This window comes from Rahnella bruchi, assembly GCF_003614975.1.
Lineage (GTDB): Bacteria > Pseudomonadota > Gammaproteobacteria > Enterobacterales > Enterobacteriaceae > Rahnella > Rahnella bruchi.
Window position 1 is genome coordinate 166,402 of the sequence record NZ_QZWI01000010.1, and the last position, 18,115, is coordinate 184,516.

General features: G+C 48.3%; 24 protein-coding genes and 3 pseudogenes. 5 read left to right on the forward strand and 22 right to left on the reverse strand.

The window, feature by feature from the left end:
- Positions 1-97: 97 nt before the first annotated feature.
- Entirely contained in the window at positions 98-370 is a 273-nt protein-coding gene (locus D5398_RS17085; RefSeq protein ID WP_120508692.1) for a hypothetical protein, read from the forward strand.
- A gap of 426 nt (positions 371-796) precedes the next feature.
- A pseudogene (locus D5398_RS17090) lies at positions 797-1,021 on the forward strand (IS110 family transposase); the annotation flags it as partial.
- A 67-nt stretch (positions 1,022-1,088) separates the two neighbouring features.
- On the opposite strand, the pseudogene D5398_RS17095 reads toward D5398_RS17090, so the two are convergent.
- Positions 1,089-1,250: pseudogene (locus D5398_RS17095) on the reverse strand (IS630 family transposase); the annotation flags it as partial.
- Between the two features lie 155 nt (positions 1,251-1,405).
- On the opposite strand from D5398_RS17095, the gene D5398_RS17100 reads away from it, so the two are divergent.
- Positions 1,406-2,095, forward strand: a complete 690-nt coding sequence (locus D5398_RS17100) for a helix-turn-helix domain-containing protein (protein ID WP_119824764.1) — start codon at positions 1,406-1,408, stop codon at positions 2,093-2,095.
- Here D5398_RS17100 and D5398_RS17105 read toward each other — a convergent pair.
- The 9 genes and pseudogenes from D5398_RS17105 to D5398_RS17150 form a co-directional block, all read right to left on the reverse strand.
- Complete coding sequence (locus tag D5398_RS17105) at positions 2,078-2,674, reverse strand: bifunctional 4-hydroxy-2-oxoglutarate aldolase/2-dehydro-3-deoxy-phosphogluconate aldolase (RefSeq protein ID WP_119824762.1); 597 nt, start codon at positions 2,672-2,674, stop codon at positions 2,078-2,080. The two genes, D5398_RS17100 and D5398_RS17105, sit on opposite strands and share 18 nt — an antisense overlap.
- Positions 2,664-3,557, reverse strand: coding sequence for a 2-dehydro-3-deoxygalactonokinase (locus D5398_RS17110; RefSeq protein ID WP_095925583.1), 894 nt, complete (start codon positions 3,555-3,557; stop codon positions 2,664-2,666). Before D5398_RS17110 ends, D5398_RS17105 begins: the two co-directional genes overlap by 11 nt.
- Positions 3,554-4,450: a dihydrodipicolinate synthase family protein gene (locus D5398_RS17115; RefSeq protein ID WP_120508693.1), complete on the reverse strand. Its 897-nt coding sequence runs from the start codon at positions 4,448-4,450 to the stop codon at positions 3,554-3,556. The genes D5398_RS17110 and D5398_RS17115 overlap by 4 nt, the downstream gene beginning before the upstream one ends.
- Positions 4,444-5,607 carry a mandelate racemase/muconate lactonizing enzyme family protein gene (locus D5398_RS17120; RefSeq protein WP_120508694.1) on the reverse strand — a complete coding sequence of 388 codons (1,164 nt, stop codon included), beginning with the start codon at positions 5,605-5,607 and terminating at the stop codon, positions 4,444-4,446. Before D5398_RS17120 ends, D5398_RS17115 begins: the two co-directional genes overlap by 7 nt.
- Positions 5,608-5,624: 17 nt before the next feature.
- Positions 5,625-6,947, reverse strand: coding sequence for an MFS transporter (locus D5398_RS17125; RefSeq protein ID WP_120508695.1), 1,323 nt, complete (start codon positions 6,945-6,947; stop codon positions 5,625-5,627).
- 340 nt (positions 6,948-7,287) lie between these two features.
- A pseudogene (locus D5398_RS25655) lies at positions 7,288-7,543 on the reverse strand (IS3 family transposase); the annotation flags it as partial.
- A gap of 207 nt (positions 7,544-7,750) precedes the next feature.
- Positions 7,751-8,734: a saccharopine dehydrogenase family protein gene (locus D5398_RS17140; RefSeq protein ID WP_120508698.1), complete on the reverse strand. Its 984-nt coding sequence runs from the start codon at positions 8,732-8,734 to the stop codon at positions 7,751-7,753.
- A 69-nt stretch (positions 8,735-8,803) separates the two neighbouring features.
- Positions 8,804-9,205 (reverse strand): VOC family protein, encoded by a 402-nt coding sequence (locus D5398_RS17145; RefSeq protein WP_120508699.1) that lies wholly within the window; start codon positions 9,203-9,205, stop codon positions 8,804-8,806.
- Between the two features lie 15 nt (positions 9,206-9,220).
- Positions 9,221-9,964 carry an SDR family NAD(P)-dependent oxidoreductase gene (locus D5398_RS17150; RefSeq protein ID WP_120508700.1) on the reverse strand — a complete coding sequence of 248 codons (744 nt, stop codon included), beginning with the start codon at positions 9,962-9,964 and terminating at the stop codon, positions 9,221-9,223.
- Between the two features lie 137 nt (positions 9,965-10,101).
- On the opposite strand from D5398_RS17150, the gene D5398_RS17155 reads away from it, so the two are divergent.
- The gene (locus tag D5398_RS17155; protein WP_120508701.1) at positions 10,102-10,983 is read left to right on the forward strand and encodes an AraC family transcriptional regulator; all 882 of its coding nucleotides are present in this window, start codon (positions 10,102-10,104) and stop codon (positions 10,981-10,983) included.
- A gap of 39 nt (positions 10,984-11,022) precedes the next feature.
- Here D5398_RS17155 and D5398_RS17160 read toward each other — a convergent pair whose 3' ends face one another.
- The gene (locus D5398_RS17160) at positions 11,023-11,373 is read right to left on the reverse strand and encodes a winged helix-turn-helix transcriptional regulator (RefSeq protein ID WP_244216784.1); all 351 of its coding nucleotides are present in this window, start codon (positions 11,371-11,373) and stop codon (positions 11,023-11,025) included.
- A gap of 147 nt (positions 11,374-11,520) precedes the next feature.
- Here D5398_RS17160 and D5398_RS17165 point away from each other — a divergent pair, with 147 nt between their 5' ends.
- Positions 11,521-11,985 (forward strand): nuclear transport factor 2 family protein, encoded by a 465-nt coding sequence (locus D5398_RS17165; RefSeq protein WP_208645992.1) that lies wholly within the window; start codon positions 11,521-11,523, stop codon positions 11,983-11,985.
- Between the two features lie 488 nt (positions 11,986-12,473).
- Here D5398_RS17165 and D5398_RS17170 read toward each other — a convergent pair whose 3' ends face one another.
- The 11 genes from D5398_RS17170 to D5398_RS17220 all read right to left on the reverse strand — a co-directional run.
- Complete coding sequence (locus D5398_RS17170) at positions 12,474-12,800, reverse strand: DUF1869 domain-containing protein (protein WP_120508720.1); 327 nt, start codon at positions 12,798-12,800, stop codon at positions 12,474-12,476.
- A gap of 9 nt (positions 12,801-12,809) precedes the next feature.
- Positions 12,810-13,142 carry a TehB family protein gene (locus D5398_RS17175; RefSeq protein ID WP_120508704.1) on the reverse strand — a complete coding sequence of 111 codons (333 nt, stop codon included), beginning with the start codon at positions 13,140-13,142 and terminating at the stop codon, positions 12,810-12,812.
- A gap of 3 nt (positions 13,143-13,145) precedes the next feature.
- Positions 13,146-13,454 carry a TehB-like domain-containing protein gene (locus tag D5398_RS25860; protein WP_120508705.1) on the reverse strand — a complete coding sequence of 103 codons (309 nt, stop codon included), beginning with the start codon at positions 13,452-13,454 and terminating at the stop codon, positions 13,146-13,148.
- 394 nt (positions 13,455-13,848) lie between these two features.
- Positions 13,849-14,616 (reverse strand): class I SAM-dependent methyltransferase, encoded by a 768-nt coding sequence (locus D5398_RS17185; protein WP_120508706.1) that lies wholly within the window; start codon positions 14,614-14,616, stop codon positions 13,849-13,851.
- Between the two features lie 2 nt (positions 14,617-14,618).
- Complete coding sequence (locus D5398_RS17190; protein ID WP_120508707.1) at positions 14,619-14,972, reverse strand: TehB family protein; 354 nt, start codon at positions 14,970-14,972, stop codon at positions 14,619-14,621.
- Between the two features lie 47 nt (positions 14,973-15,019).
- Positions 15,020-15,364: a hypothetical protein gene (locus D5398_RS17195; protein WP_120508708.1), complete on the reverse strand. Its 345-nt coding sequence runs from the start codon at positions 15,362-15,364 to the stop codon at positions 15,020-15,022.
- A 282-nt stretch (positions 15,365-15,646) separates the two neighbouring features.
- Positions 15,647-15,865: a colicin E3-like toxin immunity protein gene (locus D5398_RS17200; RefSeq protein WP_120508709.1), complete on the reverse strand. Its 219-nt coding sequence runs from the start codon at positions 15,863-15,865 to the stop codon at positions 15,647-15,649.
- 185 nt (positions 15,866-16,050) lie between these two features.
- Positions 16,051-16,326: a hypothetical protein gene (locus tag D5398_RS17205; RefSeq protein ID WP_120508710.1), complete on the reverse strand. Its 276-nt coding sequence runs from the start codon at positions 16,324-16,326 to the stop codon at positions 16,051-16,053.
- A 77-nt stretch (positions 16,327-16,403) separates the two neighbouring features.
- Positions 16,404-17,216, reverse strand: a complete 813-nt coding sequence (locus tag D5398_RS17210; RefSeq protein WP_162940783.1) for an S-type pyocin domain-containing protein — start codon at positions 17,214-17,216, stop codon at positions 16,404-16,406.
- Positions 17,217-17,266: 50 nt separating this feature from the next.
- On the reverse strand, positions 17,267-17,524 hold the full coding sequence (locus tag D5398_RS17215) for a bacteriocin immunity protein (protein ID WP_119824730.1): 258 nt from the start codon (positions 17,522-17,524) through the stop codon (positions 17,267-17,269).
- A gap of 2 nt (positions 17,525-17,526) precedes the next feature.
- On the reverse strand, positions 17,527-18,115 hold a 589-nt coding region (locus D5398_RS17220; RefSeq protein WP_244216781.1), incomplete at its 5' end, for an S-type pyocin domain-containing protein.

Consider the following 18,115-nt stretch of genomic DNA (forward strand, 5'->3'; position numbering starts at 1 on the left):
GTATCCAGACAATCACCCCGCTGTGAAAATAGGTTGCACCATTCACATGTACAGCGAGTCCGTGTATTTAATGAGTTAATGATAAGGGGTAGTGAATATGACTAAAGAAGAAGTGGAAAAACATAGGGTAGTCGCCGAAGCTGTACTCGAGAAATGTTATCAGTCATACCAAGACGCAAGACTGGCTTTACACCTAGCTATTGAAAAGGAAATTGAAGATCCGGATGAAAATACGGAATACGATAGTCTTCATGAGCAAATGATGGGAGAGTTATGGGAGGCTGAAAGAAGTGCTAAGGCAATCTATGAGGCGCAAAGGACGGTTGTCGAGCGTCTTCGAACACGGTTGGAACAGTGGCAACCACTATAACGAATGTTCTTCATCACCCATGCGATTTGAACACAAATTTCAGCGTTCACCTGTCTCAGGCACAATAGAAAAGAAACAAAATCTGCCTACGCGCAATGGAATGAATGCAACCCTTTTATGTGATGAAAGAGCGTGTGGATAAACTAAAAGTATTTGCTTAGTGACAGGCAAGTGAGAACGATATGGCACAAGGCCAAACCTCACCATCGTGGCGACACGAAGCGCGCGGATGAAATCAAAGTGATTGATTACGTTTGACATACTCCACGCCCTAAATGAACTGCACCCCAAAAGTTGGACACTAACTGAGTAAGGTGCAATTTATGGGGTGCAGTTCATAAAGGGCGAGGTTTTACGCGCAACTTGATAACTCTCGTCATTTTTTCGCCCCACCTTCGCCCGGTCTTCGTTCTAGGTTACCTCTAAGTTAAGTTACTCCAGCAACTGGTTGAGCAGCGCCGTCAGCTGGTTGAAGATAAACGCCGTTTTGTGAACCGGATAATCAACACACATAAACAGTATTATCCTCAGCCCTTGGAGTGGTTCTCACATCGGAGTAGCTTACTATTGTGTGAGCTGATTACACGCTGGCCCAGTCTGCAACAACTGAAACGTGCCAGGCGCGACACGATCCGCAACTTTCTCAATGCCAAAGGTCGGAAGGACGGGGCATGACTGCACACTGGGTAAACCAATTTATCCACCCTCCAACGGATTAACGGGCGGCGCAAAGTATTCTGGCGACGTCGGTGACCGTCATTCCCTGATGCAGCATCAGCATGGCAATGAGATGTCCGGCATGATTTTTATCGAGGGTTTGCTGTGCTTCTTAACGCATCAACAGTCGTTCTTCATCAGGGATAGCTGCTATGATCGGCATCTCTCAGTCCGGTTGGTGGTTTGTTTCTTTTTGGCGATTAATCAGATCGCACAATCCGGGCTGAGTTCCCTCTAAGTGATCTACTATTGTTCGAGGCTATTTAGCACCGTTTAAATGGGGGAGATAAATATCACTTCCCATTATTGAGGTATGAGATGAACAACACAGTTTATGATGCATTTCGTTGTTTGAAATTATTGTCCTCCGGAAATCGTGCTTTAGGTATCAGGGAGATGGGGCGGACTTTGGAATTGGATTCAGCAAAAGTCACTCGGTTGATGCAGACTTTATTGTCACTGGAGATGGTGGAGCAAGATAAACGAAAAAAATATAGCCTAGGGATGGGTATCCACCAGCTCTCTGCCCGTGCGATACATAACTCAACCTTTTATAGCGCAGTGTTGGGAATGCTAGAGGAAATTGGTAGTCACTCTGTTTCTATTGTTGTTGGTATATTAAGCGGGAAGAATGTGACGTATTTAATCCATACCCGTGGTGGGAAAAGTATCGCCCGTGCTATCGGAAATTACGAGTCCTATCCGATTCATGATTCAGTCATTGGCATCAAACTACTCTCTGCCATGAGTGATGAAGAAATAGTCGCTCGTATTGGAGTCCATGACCACAATTTGTTGAAAAATGATATACAAGAGGCAAGGCGACATCAGGTATTTGAAAAAGTATACAGCCAGACAGATTACCGACTGGCCTGTATTATTCCTGGCATGCAAGCAGCCATAGCATTGTCTAATATTCAGGGTGACAAACTCAATATTGATAGTTTTCGCCAATTTTTAATGACTGCAGCACAGAAAATCAGTAGAGAATCATTTCCCATTCTGTAGTAACTGCTGGCAGCGTTCAGCCGTAGTCGCCACACTTTGCCCACAACGGTAGAGTGCAGAACCAATTCCTACGCTGTCGTAATACTGTAAATAATCGGATGCATTTTCAATATCAACACCACCCACTGCGCAGAAGTGGCTTGCTTGTGACAGCGGGCCCTTGATCAATTGGGGATAGTTAACCGGCAGCGCCGCAGCAGGGAAAATTTTCAGCACATCCACTCCCATCTCACAGGCCGAGAATATTTCGCTACTGGTAAAAACGCCGGCACAGATATCCAGACCATGACGCTTTGCCGCAGTGACAACACGGAAATCAAGATTGGGCGTTAAAATAAATCCTGCTCCGCGTAAGGCACTGGTTTCTACCTGCTCAGGCGTGAGCACCGTCCCGGCTCCCACTCGCACCCGTTCGCCAAACTGGTGACTAATCTGTTGCACACTCTGATCCCAGCCTGGGGAGTTGGTGGTGATCTCCACCGTATTGATGCCATATTCCAGCAGACAGGCGACATGTTCTATCGCCTCCTCTGCGGTGATCCCCCGCAGAATGGCGACGACTTTTGCACTATTGATCATCGCGAAAAACCTCATTCAGTCCGGCAATGATTGTGGTTTCAGCTTCAAGGGTGGTGCAACTGACAGATAGCACATCGCAGGCCTGGCGATACAGTGACAACAAGGTGCGATTGCCGATAAAGCAGATACTTTCACTCTCTTGCTGCCCGGTCAGGATTTCGTAGCCAATCAGTAAACCTGAAAGGTAGCTTGCGGCATGGCGTGGCTCTATGGCACCAAGAATATATCGCCCGCGGCTACGAAATAGCTCGGTAATAATATCACTGGCAGGGTAATCAAAAGATTGCGCAGTGTTGACCCCGTCGATAAATGCCGACGTGGAATCGATTTGTTCGGGCAGACCTTTACCCACCACTGAATGGTTAACAACGAAATGATAAAGTTCACCGGTCATGAGGGTGCGTAAGCTCTCAACCTGCTGTTTCGAGCGATCAACGGTTATCCATTTACTGTGCGTCCCCACGGCGGCGAAGCGGCTGGCATCGGTTAACGTTAATGCGCCCGCGAGTTGCATCTCCTCACCCCGGCACACTTCATTAACGCGGCGGTCGCATATACCCGGGCGCAAAGTGAGGGGATTGGAGAGTACACCCTTAAGCTCGCGACCTTTGCCAAGTAAGGCGGCAAAACTGAGTGGCAGCTCCAGGTATCCGGCATCGGCAATGCCGATATTACTGCCAATCATGCCACACAGAATAACAGGGAGCTGTGCGTCCCAAGCATCCTTTAGGCGCAGCAATTGCTGGCGCAGAATATCAGGCAACTGCTCGCGCTGGCATTTTCCCACCCCGCACGTGTCTTCAACCATGCGTGTGACGACGCCATTACGTACACTCAGCGCGCGGAAATTACTGGTACCCCAATCTACGGCAATGTAGTTCATTGGCTCGCTCCGAAGACTGCCAGTGGCAATGCAGCAGTGAGATTTTGCAGTTCATCCCGTGTGATATCATCTATTGGTTTTGCCGGTTCGCGAACGTAGTCCGTGGCAAAAATGCCAGCTTTATGCAAAACGGTTTTGTGGATGGCTACGCCAATACCCGGTTGAACCCCATAACGCAGGAAGGGAAGATAGCGATAAAATTGCGCCTGTGCTTCCTGTTCATTGCGCGCAAAGGCCCGCAGAATGGCATTGATCACATCGGGAAACTCGCAGGCAGGCATGGTGCCAATCACGCCGCGGCGAAGCTCTTCATATAAGAAGCCGGCATTGAGCCCACCAAACAAGCCGACGCTATCACCGAGGGCATTTTTGAGCGCTGTGATTTTGAGAGTGGTCGGCGGTTGTTCAACTTTAATGTATTTGATTGCGGCAAACGCCTGGCAGAGCTTGACCAGCGTGGTGACCGGTATCGTCACCCCGGTCATCATCGGCGCATCCTGGATCATTATTTCTATATCGCAGGCATGACAGATGTCGCGATAAAAATGGAAAATCTCATCCGGGCCGGGTTTAACCACTGAGGGTGGGTTGACCATCGCCACCTGAGCGCCCCATTGCTTAACGCGATTAATATCCTCGATGGCAACGGCTGAGCTGGCTCCTCCCGCAGCAGCGACCAGCGGCAAGCTTCCGGTCAGTCGTTTTACACAATGGAATAGCGCTTCTTTCTCTCCACTGGTTAGCGCATAGCCTTCTGAGGCATTGCCAAACAGCGCCAGGCCGTCAATACCCTGGCTCAACAAGAACCGCACCAGTTTTTCAATTGAAGTAAAATCAACGTTACCTAGCTTATCAAATGCCGTTGCCAGAATTGGCACATTACCCTTTAACATGTTGCCCCCATGTCATATTCACGAACACGTTCTTCATTAATTTCAATACCCAGACCGTGGCCTTCAGGTCTTTGGTAATGTCCCTGCTCACACACCAGTGGTGTGGTGAGTAGCTGATTAGCAATGGCAAAAACCGGCGGCTGGTACTCCAGCATAAAGAGGTTAGGGATCGCGGCCGCAACCTGGATTGAAGCGGCAATGCAGGGACCTAAGCCGACGCTAAGATGAGGCGCAACCTGTAGATTCCAGGCTTCAGCCATGGAAGCAATGTGCATCATTTCACTGATGCCGGTACGGCCAACGTCTGGTTGCAGAATATCGGCAGCGCGTTGCTCGATGAACGGCTTAAACTGATAGCGAGTGCGCTCGGTTTCTCCGATCGCGATAGCGACGGGACTTTTCGCCCGCAATTCACGGTGACCCGCAATATCTTCAGGCAGGAGCGGGGCTTCAAGGAAACCGACTCCTAATGGATGCAAGGCAGCTGCCAATTCAGCGGCTTGCGCCACACTGTAATTCCAGTGGGCATCGAGAAAAATATTAGCGTCGTTGCCCAACGTTTCACGAATCCCGCTCACATTTTCGATGTCTTCCCGTACCCCATAGCCCAACGCCAGTTTGAAGGCATTAAAACCTTTGTTTTGCCATTGCTTCGCCAGATGACAGCGGGCAGGCAGATCGGGTTCGGGCAACCCAGAGACATAGCAAGGAATTGTCTCGCGATAAGCGCCGCCGAGTAATTGATAGACCGGGAGTTGCAGGATCTTGCCTTTCAGATCCCACAAGGCAATATCCACCGCGGCGATAGCATCAATGTGATAGCCAGTAATATGGCCACGGTCGCGCATGGCATCGTACATTTTAGAGTTCAGTACCCCACTGGCGAACGGCGACTGGCCAATCAGTAACGGGGCAAAAAGATGGTTAATTACTTCGGCGATCACCTGAGGTACTACCGGTGCCAGCGCCTCTCCCCAACCGACATACCCTTCATTGGTCGTGATCTTAACCAGGCACGTTTCCATTTTTCGCGAATAGACACAGCGATACTCCGGGCGATAGTAATAATCGCTGTTGTGACCTTCAACACTCCCTCCAAGATAGGCTTGTTGTGGCGTAATTTTCAGCGGGAAACATTCAATATGGCTTATCTTCATTGCGACTCCTGGGCACATTAATCCAAAATTTTTCCAGCGGTTTCTTTAGCAAACCAGACGGCGATAAACGAGATTGCGGCAGTGATCATCACATACCATGCAGGGGATAAGGGGTCACCGGTTAGGGTGATAAGGCTTGCTGAAGCCAATGGTGTTACACCGCCAAAGACAGCGACAGTCAGGTTATAGGCGATGGCAATACTGCCGTAACGAATTGCGGTCGGGAACAGTTCGACCATAGCTGCGCCGCAACCCCCATTAAACATTGCGACAAAGACGCCGAGCATGCTCATCGCCGCAATGGACGAGCCAACTGATCCCTGGCTCATCACCAGCATTGCCGGGTAAGTCAGTAACATGAATCCGCCACATCCCATCAGCATCAGTGGCCTGCGTCCCCAACGATCAGATAGATAGCCGGTGAGTGGCATACAAATGGCGACGCTGAGCAGCCCGAGGGTGGTAATTAAATAGGAGTCGGTACGGCTGTAATGCAAATAGGTGGAGAGATAACCGGGCATAAAAGATTGCAGAACCCAGCTACTTACCGCTTTAACAATCACAAATCCTGTGCAGAACAGAAGGGCAGACATCGAGGTTGAAAGAGATGTGCGCAAAGGTGATTTTTCAATCTTTCCTGCGGCTTTAAGTTTATGAAACTCAGCGGAGTCCTCCATGTTACGGCGCATATACAGGCCACCCAGACCTAATGGTGCTGCCAGCAGAAACGGAATGCGCCATCCCCAGTCGTTCATCACTTCCTCACCTAAGGTATGGGTGAGTAAAAGAACCAACCCGGAACCGCAGACAAAGGCCAAAAAACTGAAGTTTTCACTCCAACAGGTCAAGGTGGCTCTGCGGTGGGGCTGTGCGCTTTCCGCAAGATAAGTAATCACGCCAGAGCTTTCGCCACCGGCGGCAAACCCTTGTATCAGACGGGTGAATACCAGTAAGACTGGCGCGATTATGCCTACCTGGTGCCAGGTGGGTAAAAGTCCCATTATAAAGGTCGAAATTGACGTGATCACAATGACCGTGACCAGCACTTTACGCCGTCCGAGACGATCGCCCATCGAGCCAAAGAACAGCCCGCCAAGCGGTCGCATCAAGAAGCCAGAACCGAAAACAGCAAAGGATTTAAGCAGTGCAATTGCCGGGTCGCTACTGGCAAAAAAATTGCTCGCGATAATGGTGGCTAATGTTCCGTAAAGTCCAAAATCAAACCATTCAATAAAATGACCGATACCGGCCGACAGCATGATTTTAGCTGTGCGCCGGGCTGGCACTTTTTCTCTCGCCCCGCTGTAGTCTGTGGCGTATTGGGTCTCTGTATTGTCCATATCAACTCCCGAGGGTAGGTAGGGGCTCAGTCTTGGTACGACTTTTTAATAGGTATAGGACGAGTATATTGATTAGATCTCGGGAGATGAGATGGACTGTTGGAATAGCGAGATGAATCAAAATTGAAATGAATTTTTGCTTCATATAATGAAGCAGTTGCAGTTGAGATAATATACTGGGGTCGTATTACTAAGAGTTACCAAAATAGACAAGTATGATCATTTTGGTGACATCCCTATGAGCTTGCCCCGCTTTATTCAGACGGTTTTGTATGTAAGATATTGTTATATAATGGATAAAGTATTACGTCGCACATCTGCTGGTTTACTGCACCACATCAGCAGAACCGTTGTCCTTCAGCGACTCGAATGATTTTTCCACTAACTGATTACCGAATAGCTTTTCTATTGCACCCAATATCACATCCTGTAACGTGCTGAAGTCGTAACCACCTGTAGTAGTGCCCACCCTATGGCTTCTCTGTCGCAGCAGTCCAGTGCGAACCTTTTCTGTCGTCATCACAGCCGAACGAGAAGCCATCTGAACACAACCACAGGTCGCTTTCTGCCAATGCAACTTTACCGTTATGCTCACGAAGCAGCCCAATGCAAAGATCAAGGGCAGCTATGAGCGAACTGCGGACACAGAGGATCCCGTGGGGGAAGCTGTTAATCAAAAAAGGTTATGTGAAGTGCTAAGGCTCAGGGATACAAAAGCCATCAAAATATTAGAGGATTTGAAACCAGGACATTTTAAATGGGCCAACATTCCTTGGCCCCTGCAGTGATTCTGGACAGGATATTTAAATCTCAGTGATCCGCGTATCGGCAATGGTTTCCGCGAAATGTTTCCCAAATAAACCTGCGGGCGTCTGAAAACCTGGTTTTGCTTCTCCCGCCAGCACTCTTCGCGCTGCTTCCGCTGCGGCCATGGCGGTAAAACTGTAGCCATTCACTGTTTCGAGTAACATCCGCACAACTTCGCCCTCCGCATTGACGACCTCAGCCACAGCCTGATATCGGTTATTCAGGCGTTCCTGTTCTGTTGGGCCATCCGCTAAAAGTGACAGATCCCCTTGTGGAAATTCTGTGCCGCTGAGATGCACAAAAGTCTCAATGTCTGGAATGTTTGTGGTCATCCATACCGTTGTTAGGTCTGGTAGGGTTACCGGGAAACACTCTACGGGCCCAACGCCAAAATCAAAATGTCTTGTTTGGGTAGGTTCCTGAGGTATTACTCTGCCGTTTGAACGTTTCAGACACTGCGGCGAGAGATTTTCAGTCGCGCTGATGGCGGACCCTCGCGACATCGGCCCGGCGACATTCAAAGCAAGGGCGATTTTTTTTGGGGCTGATATCCGCTCTGCCGCATGGGCTGCCAGGCAACCCAGCATAGCCACACTGCCACCACATCCCGGCAGGAGCATCACACCTGCCGCCGCTGCATCAGCATCTAGGACCTCAGCAAGCCTGTAGCTGTCGGGTTCAGCAGCAACATCCAGATAATGTGTTTTACTGTTCACAGCCGCCCCCATCAAAGCATTGGCTGTGTACATAAACGGTCCGGCACAGTTCAGCACAACGGCAACATCCTCAAGCGCCGCATTGACTGTTTCTGCATCTGCAAGAGAGAAGGTCCGATAAGGGATCTCTAACTCTGCGGCCATCGCGGCGAGTTTTTTTTCGTCTCGTCCCGCTAAAATAAGCGGGACGCCGCAAGCCAGAGCATGAGCAGTTATCAGACCGCCTGTGTAACCGGTTGCGCCGTAAATCATGATGCTTTTCATGAAGTTTCTGTACCTAAAAGTGAAGGGTTCATTATGGTTCTGAACGCATATGAATTCGTCATCACGGTCTTACTTACCGTGCTGCCAGCTTTTATAAACAAATTCCAGGCTGTAGCCATCGGGGTCCCTGACCTGCGCCGCGTAGTAGCGGGGATCATAATGAAGTTGTGGGCCGGGGGGATGAATCACGATGGCACCCGTCGACAGGGCCGCGGCGTAAGCCTGATTGACAGCGGATTCGGAATCGCCTGCGAAGCCTACGTGGATGGCATCAGGGCACACCGTTCCCTGACGCAACCAGAAGAATATTTTTCCGTTAGAACCAAATCCTTTAAGGTCGGGATGTCCGGCAGGTCCCTCTTTACCGTCATAATCGTGACGGGCAGAGATACCAAGTACGGGTAATACGCGTGCATAGAAGCTGACTGAACGGTCAACGTCACTGACGGAAAGAAAGAGATGATCAAGCATAGAGTGCTCCTGAAATCAGATGTTATATCCGCCCGCGACTTCAATCGTCTGAGCATTGATCCAGCCGCCATCGGGAGAAAGTAAAGAGGCGATGACGCGCGCAACCTCATCCGGTTCACCGACCCGGCCCAGTGCCGTTTGTGAGGCAAGCAGATTTTCAAACTCCTCGTTCAGTCCCCCTCCCAGTTCAGTCCGGATTGCACCCGGCGAGACGGCATTTACCCGGATATTCCGTTCCCCAAACTCCTTAGCCATATAGCGGGTCAGAACTTCAAGTCCCCCTTTAAAGGCAGCGTAAGGGGCAACGCCTAACGTGGCAACTCGCGTGGTGGCGCTCGTCATGTTGATGATGCACGCATCGCGGCGCAGCAGGGGCAGTAGCGTCTGGGTCAGAAAGAAAGGTCCCTTCAGATGAACATTCATCAGACCGTCGAACTGGTTCTCTGTGACGGTTTCAATCGGGTTAAAAAGTCCATATCCGGCATTATTCACCAGACCATCCAGACCGCCATCTTCCCAGCGGGAATGCATCACCTGTTCAAGTTCAGCACGAAAATGATTGAAAGAACTGCTATTTCCAACGTCCAGCTGCAACGCAATGGCTTCGCCACCTTCCGCCTCAATACGTTCAACCACACTGGCGGCAGCTTCAGACTGGCTGTTCCAGGTCAGTATGACGCGATAACCGAGCTGGGCACATTTCAGGGCGGTGCTTGCACCGATGCCCCGGCTGCCGCCGGTAATCAAAACATTTTTCATATTAGCCTCTGCAAGTGAGTGTTGACTGAACAGAGGTTACGCTTTTGCAGGGCGTAAGGCTGATGCGATCCTCTTCGCTATTTGCCTAATCCTGCCTTTCTCTTGTTGTGCTTACAGCCACGTGATATCAATTGGGGATGGAAAAACAATTACAGAAGTTACGAGAGCTCGCATCCGGCGCGGGTAATCAGCGTACCGAAACCGGCATTCCACGGGTTGCAATGGTGCAGGGAGAAATCCCTGAACATCGCCTGTCTGCGGTTTATGAGCCGATGATCAACCTTATTCTGACAGGTTCTAAAAGCATGACGGTCGGTGACCGAACGCTGCAATATGATCCCGCGACATACTTTGTGATGTCGGTGGATTTACCCGCAGTGGGGCAGGTCTTTGCCGATGAGCATACCCTTGCGCCCTATCTGGCTGTCAGCCTGACTCCTGAGCCGGAAATTCTTGCCGATTTACTGGCCGGTTTGCCTGATTCTGTCTCGCGTTCTCTTTACAACGCGGGTTTTTCTGTCGCCCCCGTTACCCCGGAACTCCTGGACGCCTGGGTCAGAATGCTCAGTCTGATTGACAGACCAGATGAGGTTGCGGCTCTGGCTCCGGCGTATGAGCGCGAAATCCTGTTCCGGGTGCTGCAGGGACCGCTGGGCTGGATGCTGCGGGACATTGCAACGCCCGAAACGCATTTGGCACGGATCCACAAAGTGATTAACTGGCTAAAACAAAACTACATGCAGAGCATACGTGTTGTTGAATTGGCAGAAATGTCCGCACTGAGTGTCTCTGCTTTTCATCGACACTTCCGCGCAGTGACATCACTCAGTCCTGTTCAGTATCAGAAAAGAATGCGCCTGATGCAGGCCCGGCTCAGGCTTTCCACTTCAGATTCAAGCATTACCGCTATTGCCTTTTCTGTTGGCTATCAGAGCCTCACACAGTTCAGTCGTGAATATGCCCGCCAGTTTGGCCGGACGCCGTCAGCAGACCTGAAAAGTATTGAACGGAGGAAATAACATCATGTTCTTAAAACCTGTTTGCTGGGTCCCAAAGGATCATTCAGGGTTTCGCGCGTCAAATTCGGACTGAGCGTATGCGACGGCTGTGCTGTATTTAACTGTCCAGTTAAATAAAGCCTGAAAAGGCGTTTCAAGTGTGCGACCTAAAGGCGTAATACTGTACTCAACGCCAACCTGAGATGAGGGAATAACTCGTCGGCTGACAATGCCGTTGCGTTCAAGACGACGCAAACACTGCGTCAGCGATTTTTGGGTTATCCCGTTTATATTTCTTTTTATTTCATTGAAACGCAAAGGTTCTTTACAGAGTACAGAAAGAATTAAGATAGACCATTTATCAGTAATTTGATCCAGCAATAATCTGCTGGAGATTTGCTCCTCGCACATTAAATCTGTTGGACTGTCCTGTTTTGTTATTGCCTTTAATTCATTCGACATTCGGTTTACCTCGGGATACCTGGTTGAATATAAGTGCCTGATTGACACTAAGTATCCGATGTATACTATAAAAACTCCAGTTAAAAGGAGTACATCATGTCTACAAACATCCACACATCAACTGAGAATAAGCTTGCAATAATTGAATCTCTGTACAGGTACGCTGCGGGTATAGACCAGAAAGATCCTGAACTTATTAGTGCAATATTCACCTCAGATGCGGTTTCTGATTTCAGGCCGGCCGCTGCAAAAGCGGGTTTTGAATATCCCGTTCTTGAAGGAAAAGAAACGATTGTTTCTGCGCTGATGCACTCTCTTCAGTCAGTGTTTACAACGCATTCAGTAAGTAATCCCTGCGTAACGTTCGACGGAGATAAAGCGAGAATTGACGCATTGGTTGAAGCGCAGCATGTACCAAAGTCAGATGCATCAAGACATTATTTAATGAAAAACCGCTATGACGTTGAGCTAGTCAGGCTTGATACCAAATGGCTGATAAAGCGTATCACTGTTGATAATGTCTGGCGGTCGGGCGATCCGGGTGTCTTGGCAGGGATCTAAAGCATCAGAAGATAGGAATACCGATGGTTAGATGGAATTGAAGAGAGATATGCATCTTATTGTTCCGTGGCGAAACATAATGTTCGCCATTTTCTCAATCCCTTTTTATTGGAAATCTGTGATTGAAATGAAATCACGAGACTATACCCATAATCAAAAACGTTGAATAAAAAACCCTTTTACCACTATCCCGCGTTCTGACAGACATCATTTATTTCCCGTACAGGTGAAACTTGCCCAGTAATAATGCTCAGCAACTCGAACGGACAAGCTAACTGAGTCAACGGTCCGCTGTGAGTGAGGTGCGGAAGTTGGTAGCTGTTCTAAACACGGATCATGGCATTACTTAAATTGCGGTGTGCTAATCAACGGGGGGCAGGGCAACTGCGGTTTGGTGCTGGGTTAAATGCAAAGTTATGTTTTTCCTCGGTGAGGGAGTCAATGCCCCCAACCGTTGATGTTCCGATGTGTACCTGTATCTCGAAATCTTACCAACCACACACGTTATTATCTTCCTCCTCATCATAACCGCGTACGATATTAATGAGTTCTTTAACAGCTTCAGCAGCCACTGCTGGTGTGGTCAGCAGAGTCTGCGTAGAAAAATTTCTATCGACTGAAATACCATTATTATTATTGGTAACAGTTAGCGTACAGGCCTCAGCGGGCCCTAAACTGTCCACCAGCTCCGCCACGGCCTTACTCGCTATGCCTGATATATAGAGTGACATCGGTTTCAAAAATACTTTTTCCGCAGTGACCTGCGTTTTTCGCTCAGTCGCGGAGAGGGTGTAGCCTCTGTTCTCTACAGCTATTTCCATTTTTTATTCCTCAAGCAGTATCTGCGGATCAACAAAAAAATCGACGTTAAACAAAACATCCTGACTCAACGCTTCGATGCAATGCCAGGTCTCAGGGGGAAAAATACCAAACTGACCTGCACTCATTGTCAGCGTCTCGGAAGGTACAGAGCTGTCTTTATTAGCAAAAGCGCAATAACGAATCACACCCCGCATCACGCAAAGACGTGGATAGACGCCTTGCCGGGTACCTTTATCAAGATGTCGGGACCAGATAGCCGGCGGGGCGGTGTCTCTTGTCCAGAAGGGGGTACTTCGGGTATGAACGTAATAGGGAGGGATCACGATCGGTTTCATCGCTTATTGCCTGTTCAGACCGAAAAAATCGAGATGGAGTAAACTGTACTCAGTCATGGGCGTAATCGTATGCCAGGTTTCGGGAGGGATGTCGTCAAAAGTACCGGCTAAAATCTCGCGTTCATCGGCAGGGATCAAGGTGTCTTCATCAGAAAAGCATGCGTATTTTATTGCCCCAGACATGACAGAAAGGCCTACATATATGCCTGCTTCAGAATGGTATCGTCCTGGAGGGGCCTGGGGTGTGGAAGGTTGATCCCAACATGCTCTTGCCCGGAGTTGACTAAAGTTTACGGGGATATAATGCCTCATTCTTTCCGACTCCTGTTCTGGATGGGAAGATCTACGTCAATATGTTAATGCATATTGAGTAATAGCTTATGACTCATAAAACTCTCTGTATTTTATTCCTCAGAAAAATCAGACGTGCTTAAAAATTCATTTGGTTTACTGTATATTGACATAAAAGAGTAAAGCATCAGCGTTGACCAATAGCAGGCGATGTATTAATGGTAGTTATTAATAATAAATAGGTGAATGTATGCCTATATTAGAATCTGATGATACATATATATAGAATTACTGTTAATAAAATGCTGTAGTAGGATGAGAATAATCACAGAGCTCTTGATTCATTTTAATCAGGATGAGAAGGGGAGCCCTGCGATTAACTTGCGTCGCCATATATCTGACAGGACACATCATCTTATTTCTTCTGTGAGCAACAGGTTATGTAATTCAACTTCTGACGCTGTGCGCGGAAAAAGCGGAACATGCCCAGAAAACGCGCACGGTTTTCACGGTTCTTCAGCCCATTACAAACAATTCTGACAGCCCGTAAAAATCCTTCATCTCTGATGAGCCCTCGTGGTGACATAAGAGACATCGCACCATGTTGTGTTTGAACGGAGACAAAACCCGCCTTCAGAAACAACGCCTCCCACTCCTGCTTTCTCATCGGGCTAACATTCGATTTCACGACTTCTTGCAAGTCGTCATCGGCAGTTTGACTGAGTGTTTCATTCGTCAGCATAATATCGTGGGTGAGCAATAGGCCGCCATGTTTCAATACCCTGCAATATTCCCGGACCAGCTTTGTTTTGGCTTTATCTGCGTACATCGTCAACATAGCCTCGTTGATGACAACATCAAAAGTGTTATCTGGGAAGGGTAAGCGCGTGGCGTTGGCCTCGATGAGTTGAATTTTTTTGCTCAATCCGGCTGCGTGGATATTGGCCTGGGCAACCCGCAACGCGCCTTTATCCATATCAATAGCATAAACGTGACAACCGAAGCGTGAAGCCAGTTCAAGGGAGGTTGTCCCTCTATTGCAGGCCACCTCGAGAACCTTAGAATCTACGGTTAAATTGGCATGAGACATGAGCCATTCGGTGGCTTCTTTACCCCCCGGGCGTAAACGGGTTTTCCCCAGACTGGCTAAAAAGGTGTGACCTGCCTTTGTGCTGTCTGACATATTCAGTCCTTATGCGTATTTACAACTGTCCCTAGACCGGAACCTTCCAGCTGAACTTGAGGATCCGCAAAGAAATCGATATTGAAATAGGTGTCATTTGTCAGCAGCTCGATACGGTGCCATTTCTGCGGAGGCGATATACCGAAAGTGCCCGCTGTAATAATGATTTCCATATCGGGCTCTGTGGCTTCGCCATTAGGGAAGCCAAAATACTTCACAGCACCTTGCATGACCGATAAACGGCCATACACACCTTCCTTAGTATTATGATGTGTAAACAGGGGCTTGGGAGCGGTGTCTTTGTTCCAAAATGGGGTTGAACGTGTATGAGTAAAATATTGTGGGATACGAAGCATAGTGCCTCCTCAGCAAACAGGGTCGGGTCTGCGAGTATTAAAGCACTTTAAATCATGCATTCCCACATAAACATGTATTTAAAATGCATGTTAAAAAAATATTGATATTTATCAATTGCATGTACGAATATTCCATTCTTGCCGATCAAAAAATAGGATAAGATCGCATGGTCTCTTATCCCGGCATGAAACAGGGGCTGAGTGGCGAACTGTATATCACCTTCACTCACTACCGCCACGCGATCAATTACGTCTGCGTTGAAGAGTTCTGGGTAAATGCTGACGTTTTTCCGGCCCGGCCCTATGCGGGCTTTTTTATAAGGAAAAGATCGTGAATCAGGTAAGTTAGATGCGCCGAAATGGGCGACACTGCCCGGATCGCAGTTCAGCATTCTGGTGCTCCCGGGATGTTCGTTCAAAATTCATTGCGCGGTAAGACTGACGTTTTCAGCCGCTACGTGCGACATGGTTTTGCAATATCAGCAAAACCAATAACTCATTCAGCGCAGAACGGTATACTGAATTTTCGCGATGGGCTCGAAGTTCATATCATTGATTTTATTAGTATAAAATGGAGGTGGTTATCACTGTTCTCCCTTTCATTTCATTCTTCGGACTCCAGAATAAGAAAACGCCATCCATCAGAATGACGTTTGACAGGTCATGTTCGTCAATTACCACTGATCGCGGTAATCAAAAGACACCTGGTAATCGTATTTATCAGGCTCGATTTTATGGATCAGATATTTCTGTAGGTAGGGCACCCAGGCAGGAATAACATTAAAACCACCGTTGTTGATGATGTTTTCCTGTGGACTAACAGTCTCTTCAATGATGGTATCATCGTCCCCTAAGTCGGGAGAATATTCCTCCCCAACGAAATCTTCATTCACTTTATCAAACCAGGTAAATTAATTTTCAAGCCCATAATATATTCTCTTTATAGGTATTTTTTTGATGTTGCGTTTAGGCGCTGCGAATAGTAGGTCAAGTCCGACAATCCGCCTTAGAAATCACTGCCAGCAAACTTTCGTCTACTGGCAGTGGTTAAAACATAATTATCAGGAAATGTTAATAATTATTTGATGCCGTATTTTTTCTCGGTCACAAATTTGGGTGCTTTCCAGAGGGGACCTTTTTTGTAGCCTCCTTTCTTATTAGATGAGATGAGTCCTTGCTCACTCATTATTTTCACTATTTTGATAAGTTCTATAGTTGAAATAAGACCATTACTGAACGTTGTTGTATACCCATCCAATCGTGGATGGGCAATCCCTTCTTCATTTCGACCTGACAAAAATAAAACTATGTCTTGGATTGTTTCATGTTCAAAAAGTTGCTTAAAATTTGTCATAAATATCACCTATAAGTTTATTCGCCACCGGCTTTTATGGCTTCTGGGGTATATAACAGAGAACGGTCGCTGCTTAACTAATAGTCTTCTAGCGTCGCTGTATGAGCATTATTCCAAGTAGCCCCATTATCTTCAGGTGAAAGTCCATCAGTTACATTGAGCGCTCGATAACGTTCCAGTTCTCTAATTTCATGAGTATAAAATCGTTTATCGGTATCGGTGGTTTCCATTTCTCCATTCAATATTTTCTCCAGACGGTCGTTCATTACTTTGTTTTCAGGTGTCTGTTCAAAACGCCCCGTATGCAGCTTCACCTTATCTATCCCGGCGCGATCAATGCTGGCACTTCTCCAGTCAAGGTTCTGAATGGGACCGCCGGCCTTGTCGGTGTTGTAATCACGTCCGCTGTATTTACCCTTCGCATTGGTCTCGCCGTAGGGGTTGCTGAACATCACGTACACCGGCTCGACGCCCGTACCCGCCGCATCCAGACGCCAGTAGATGAAGTCCTGCAAACCGGCCATGTCTGCTTCGGGGGTGACGGTGGTGACCAGCGTATCCACCGGCTTCACCTCTGTCCCCGTATGCCACGGAGTGACCGGAACCGGGGAGCGGTTGCCGGTGTCAGCGGGCGACACCGGGACAGGCACAGGATTAATCAGGACGGTCCGGGGCGGCAGTCCTCCGACCGCGGGCACCGTGATACGGTCCAGGCCCGTTGTCTCATCCCGTACGGCCTTCAGCACCGGCACCGTTCCGGGCAAACTGCCTTCCCCCGTTTTTAACAGCCTGAGCGTCAGCCGGTCATTCTCCAAGGCCAGCACCTGTTGTAAATCCAGGGTGGTCTGTGCCCGCTCGCCTGCGGGAGCATTATCTTTGCAACAGTGCAAAAAAGAAGCCCGGCTTTAAGCCGGGCTGAAAAAGTAAGAGATTTTGGTGATTAGGCTTTCCTGAAACCTGGCTTGCCGTTTATGGTGCGCCACTCTTTCACTTCTTTGATAACAGCTTCAGGACTCCCATCATTATTGCCTTCCGGGTAATAAATCAGATCAGAACCACTAGGGTGCCCAATAACACTGATAAAGTTTTCGAGGTTATCATCCTGCGTTTTTTCATCACCCTCACAATTGATGATAGCTTCAATAAGCTTTTTGAACTCTGTTTCAGAGTAATCACTAATGCTGTATTTATGTTCCATTTTTACTGTCCTCTGTGGATATCAATATGGCGCTTCGGCGTGGTGATACGGAGGTTGTCCATATCATAGACACCACCGTCCTGACTGATTGGTTTGTCATGGTGAAGTTCAAATGAGCGACGTCCACCAACTGTATCTTTATACCTAGTCCGCGGAGCCAATCCTTGGCTCATACGTTTTTTATTACCGGGGTTAAATTGCTTGTTTAATGCTGGATCTTTACTCACCTCCTGCCAGAAAGCCTTGCGGAACGCATCAAAATTCGAAAATTCGCGGCCGTGCAATTTGTCAGCAATCTGCCTAGGAATAGGTGCACCCAGCTTTTGGCTTGCTATATTTAACCAACCTTCTCCGACAATATCTCCTTTTCCGCTAACTTTGCCCGGCATATATCGCGGGTTGTTGAACATTACATATATAGGATCAACGCCTGTTCCTGCCGCATCAGGACGCCAGTAGATAAAGTCCTGCAACCCGTCCATGTCTGCTTCGGGGGTGACGGTGGTGACAAGCGTTTCGACCGGTTTGGCTGCTGTGCCCGTATGCCACGGCGTGACCGGAACCGGAGAGCGGTTGCCGGTGTCAGCGGGC

What these genes read in the sequence shown, in the direction of transcription:
- D5398_RS17165 (WP_208645992.1), top strand. Translation starts at nt 11,521, where the DNA reads ATGTCTACAAACATCCACACATCAACTGAGAATAAGCTTGCAATAATT.
- D5398_RS17125 (WP_120508695.1), bottom strand. Translation starts at nt 6,947, where the DNA reads ATGGACAATACAGAGACCCAATACGCCACAGACTACAGCGGGGCGAGA.
- D5398_RS17215 (WP_119824730.1), bottom strand. Translation starts at nt 17,524, where the DNA reads ATGGAACATAAATACAGCATTAGTGATTACTCTGAAACAGAGTTCAAA.
- D5398_RS17145 (WP_120508699.1), bottom strand. Translation starts at nt 9,205, where the DNA reads ATGCTTGATCATCTCTTTCTTTCCGTCAGTGACGTTGACCGTTCAGTC.
- D5398_RS17205 (WP_120508710.1), bottom strand. Translation starts at nt 16,326, where the DNA reads ATGACAAATTTTAAGCAACTTTTTGAACATGAAACAATCCAAGACATA.
- D5398_RS17100 (WP_119824764.1), top strand. Translation starts at nt 1,406, where the DNA reads ATGAACAACACAGTTTATGATGCATTTCGTTGTTTGAAATTATTGTCC.
- D5398_RS25860 (WP_120508705.1), bottom strand. Translation starts at nt 13,454, where the DNA reads ATGAGGCATTATATCCCCGTAAACTTTAGTCAACTCCGGGCAAGAGCA.
- D5398_RS17150 (WP_120508700.1), bottom strand. Translation starts at nt 9,964, where the DNA reads ATGAAAAATGTTTTGATTACCGGCGGCAGCCGGGGCATCGGTGCAAGC.
- D5398_RS17110 (WP_095925583.1), bottom strand. Translation starts at nt 3,557, where the DNA reads ATGAACTACATTGCCGTAGATTGGGGTACCAGTAATTTCCGCGCGCTG.
- D5398_RS17105 (WP_119824762.1), bottom strand. Translation starts at nt 2,674, where the DNA reads ATGATCAATAGTGCAAAAGTCGTCGCCATTCTGCGGGGGATCACCGCA.
- D5398_RS17085 (WP_120508692.1), top strand. Translation starts at nt 98, where the DNA reads ATGACTAAAGAAGAAGTGGAAAAACATAGGGTAGTCGCCGAAGCTGTA.
- D5398_RS17175 (WP_120508704.1), bottom strand. Translation starts at nt 13,142, where the DNA reads ATGAAACCGATCGTGATCCCTCCCTATTACGTTCATACCCGAAGTACC.
- D5398_RS17190 (WP_120508707.1), bottom strand. Translation starts at nt 14,972, where the DNA reads ATGCTTCGTATCCCACAATATTTTACTCATACACGTTCAACCCCATTT.
- D5398_RS17120 (WP_120508694.1), bottom strand. Translation starts at nt 5,607, where the DNA reads ATGAAGATAAGCCATATTGAATGTTTCCCGCTGAAAATTACGCCACAA.
- D5398_RS17140 (WP_120508698.1), bottom strand. Translation starts at nt 8,734, where the DNA reads ATGAAAAGCATCATGATTTACGGCGCAACCGGTTACACAGGCGGTCTG.
- D5398_RS17195 (WP_120508708.1), bottom strand. Translation starts at nt 15,364, where the DNA reads ATGCTGAACTGCGATCCGGGCAGTGTCGCCCATTTCGGCGCATCTAAC.
- D5398_RS17185 (WP_120508706.1), bottom strand. Translation starts at nt 14,616, where the DNA reads ATGTCAGACAGCACAAAGGCAGGTCACACCTTTTTAGCCAGTCTGGGG.
- D5398_RS17160 (WP_244216784.1), bottom strand. Translation starts at nt 11,373, where the DNA reads ATGTGCGAGGAGCAAATCTCCAGCAGATTATTGCTGGATCAAATTACT.
- D5398_RS17155 (WP_120508701.1), top strand. Translation starts at nt 10,102, where the DNA reads ATGGAAAAACAATTACAGAAGTTACGAGAGCTCGCATCCGGCGCGGGT.
- D5398_RS17115 (WP_120508693.1), bottom strand. Translation starts at nt 4,450, where the DNA reads ATGTTAAAGGGTAATGTGCCAATTCTGGCAACGGCATTTGATAAGCTA.